The organism is Roseibium sp., assembly GCF_025698965.1.
GTDB lineage: Bacteria > Pseudomonadota > Alphaproteobacteria > Rhizobiales > Stappiaceae > Roseibium.
In genome coordinates, this window is record NZ_JAILWL010000633.1 from 1 (window position 1) to 2,992 (window position 2,992).

General features: G+C 56.5%; 3 protein-coding genes. All 3 read right to left on the minus strand.

From position 1 onward, the window contains the following. On the minus strand, nucleotides 1-1,099 hold a 1,099-nt coding region (locus K5905_RS30805; protein WP_297591537.1), incomplete at its 3' end, for a DUF4175 family protein. Nucleotides 1,100-1,247: 148 nt separating this feature from the next. Further along, nucleotides 1,248-2,522: a diaminopimelate decarboxylase gene (gene lysA, locus K5905_RS30810; RefSeq protein ID WP_297591538.1), complete on the minus strand. Its 1,275-nt coding sequence runs from the start codon at nucleotides 2,520-2,522 to the stop codon at nucleotides 1,248-1,250. Between the two features lie 54 nt (nucleotides 2,523-2,576). Then, entirely contained in the window at nucleotides 2,577-2,795 is a 219-nt protein-coding gene (locus K5905_RS30815; RefSeq protein ID WP_297591539.1) for a lipoprotein, read from the minus strand. Nucleotides 2,796-2,992: the final 197 nt, after the last annotated feature.

A 2,992-nucleotide genomic window follows, 5' to 3' on the forward strand; every position in this document is an offset into this window, starting at 1 on the left:
GGAACTGCGGCGCATCCACAAGCGGTCGTGGCACGCGGTCCTTGTGCTCCGGGTCAGGTAAAGGTGTGATACGCCCTTCGGCAGCAATCACACCGTAGTCGTCATTCACCAGATAGGAGAATTTGAGTGCACCGCTGAGCTGTTCTTCCGGATCATCGACCAGCCGGATCTCCGGTGCATCATCCGGGCGAACGGCAAAAACAAAACTCATCAACGGGTCTTCACCGCTCGTCAGCTCGACGATACCGGTTGTTTCCAGCGTGAAACGGCGCTCAATGGGCAGAAGCTTCTTGAGGTCCGGATCATCGCTATCGCCGATATCCTCGGGCTGTATCAACTCAGGCTCTTCGTCATCGGCCTTGGCAAATGTCATTGTCAGGTCGCCCGCCCCTTGCGTCCGCACGACAAGGACTGATCCTTCCGGCACCGAAACAGGTGCTCCCGGATCCCGCAGTTGGGCACTCTCGCCCGTCAGGTAGATGGGTGGCTCGCTGGTATAGAGTGGTGGTGTCACCCATGCATCGAGACGGCTTGGCTGCACAACGGTCTTGAACGGATTTTGAAACGCGGAGGTAAGCCGGCCTGCGTAATCGCCACTGGCTGTTGTAAATCCGATCAGAAGCAAGCTGGCGGCGAGCACCCGAAGCGCCCAGGGATCGCGCCGGAAAGCCTGCGGATCGGGAGCCTTGGACCGGATGGCAGCCACTCTTTCCGCGGTTCTGCGCTGATGCAACGCCCAGATTGCCCGGCTTTCGGGGTCCTTGGCCCCGACGGACAATTCATCTTCCAGGGTCGTTAGCGGGCGATGCTCAAATCCGGAAGACCTTTCAACCCGTGTAAGTGCGTCTTCACGCGATGGCCAGGACAATCGAAACAGATCTCTTGCCGCCCAGACCGCAAGTGCCGCAAACCCGACGATGCCGACCGGTCCGACCCAAACCGACAACCACCAGAACTGGCAACAACGCTCGCCAGAGACGTTCTGCAAACAGCGCCCAACGGCTTTGCCGGACAAGTTTGTCCAGGCGGACCCTGATAAAGTTCCGCCATCCATGAGGCTCTGGAATTTCGCTCCGGCCGGGTTCCCGGTTGCTGTCATTTGGGCTCAAAGGCACCTCCGGTTCATGTCCTGCCTTTACTGGTCAAACCTGAACAGAAAATGGCAGAACCTGCCCTCTACCTAATAAGGTGAGGCATTGGAGGCGTTCCGGCAACCTGTCGGAACAACTATTTGTCGGCGAGTGACGTCACGAACCGTTGAGCCAATCAGGGATTCTGTCCAGTCCGATCAGTTCTTCATAAGTTGTCCGAGGTCGTATCACTGCAAATTGATCAGCATTTACGAGGACTTCCGGGACCAGCAGCCTGGAATTATACGTGCAGGACTGAACGGCCCCATAGGCGCCGGCCGAATAGACCGCCAACATATCCCCAGCCTCAACTGCGGGCATGTCCCGATCCTGGGCCAGATAATCACCGGTTTCACATACAGGGCCGACAATATCAGCCTTGATTCGCGCAGTTTGGCCCGTATCTTCCTTAACCGGGCGCACTTCGTGATGGGCTTCATAAAGTGTCGGCCGGATCAGATCGTTCATGGCACCGTCAACAATGACGAAATTCTTGTCAGCGCCTTCCTTCACGAAAATCACCTTGGTTACAAGAATACCCGCGTTGCCCGCGATCAAACGCCCCGGCTCGAACATGACAGTACAGTCCAGCTGACGGACATGCTTCTTGACCACTTCCGCATAAGCATCCGGATGCGGCGGCGGATCGTTGTCGGTAACATAGGGAATCCCCAGACCGCCACCCAGATCCACATGATCGATGCCGTGACCTTCTCCGCGCAGATCCGAGATCAGCTCACCCAGACGGGCAAAGGCGTTGTCGAAAGGCTCCAGTTCGGTGATCTGGGACCCGATATGCATGTCGATCCCGGTAACCTTGATACCGGGAAGAGCCGCCGCGGTCGCATAGACAGCCCTTGCGCTTTGCCACGGAATTCCGAATTTGTTTTCTGCCTTGCCCGTGGCGATCTTGGCATGCGTCCTGGCATCGATATCCGGATTGATCCGCATCGAGACCCGCGCCGTTTTGCCCATTTGGCTGGCAACCCGGGACAGTTGATGCAATTCAGGTTCAGATTCTATGTTGAAACACAGAATATCTTCTTCAAGACCGTAGGCCTGTTCCGCTTCTGTTTTGCCAACACCTGAAAAAACAATCTTGCTGGCCGGGACGCCCGCAGCCCGTGCCCGCCGCAATTCACCTTCCGACACCACATCCATGCCGGCGCCAAGCAGCGCCAGCGTCTTCAAAACCGCCTGGTTCGAATTTGCCTTCATCGCATAACAGACAAGCGAAGGAATATCGTCAAAAGCGGACGAAAACACCTGGTAGTGGCGGGTCAGCGTTGCCGTGGAATAACAGTAAAACGGTGTCCCGACCTCGCGGGCAATTTCCTCAATCGCCACGCCTTCGGCAAAAAGTTCGCCATTCTTGTAATCAAAGTGATGCACGGGACGTCCTCATGCGGCTGGTACTCTGCAGACCTTAGCTTCGCACCGATGGTGTCAGTTGATCAGAAAATCCAGGAAAAACGATTTGTCGCTCTCCGGCTGTTCGGGCAGTTGCGTTGCCGCCACTGCTGCCGGGTCCACAGCAGCATCCGCAGCCGCAGCGGGGGGCGCGCTCGGATCATCCAGACTTCCCTTTCGGCCGCAACCTGCCAATGTCAGGCTCAGACAGAGGCTGATCAGCGCCAGAATTTTGAACCGGGTCATCATCACCATATAAGCCCTTCTGGATTGAAATTCCTGTTTCACATGAATCAGGAAAATTCGATCGGTCCTGGTTTACCGGAAGCCCGCCCGCTTGAGCGGCCAGATTTCCTTCCGGAAAATCAAGCGTTGCGTTCTCTCCTCGCATGACAGGCCGCATTCGGCAAGAGCACTTGTGCCTGTCATGCGGAGATTGCTCGAACTTTACT

What these genes read in the sequence shown, in the direction of transcription:
- K5905_RS30815 (WP_297591539.1), bottom strand. Translation starts at nt 2,795, where the DNA reads ATGGTGATGATGACCCGGTTCAAAATTCTGGCGCTGATCAGCCTCTGT.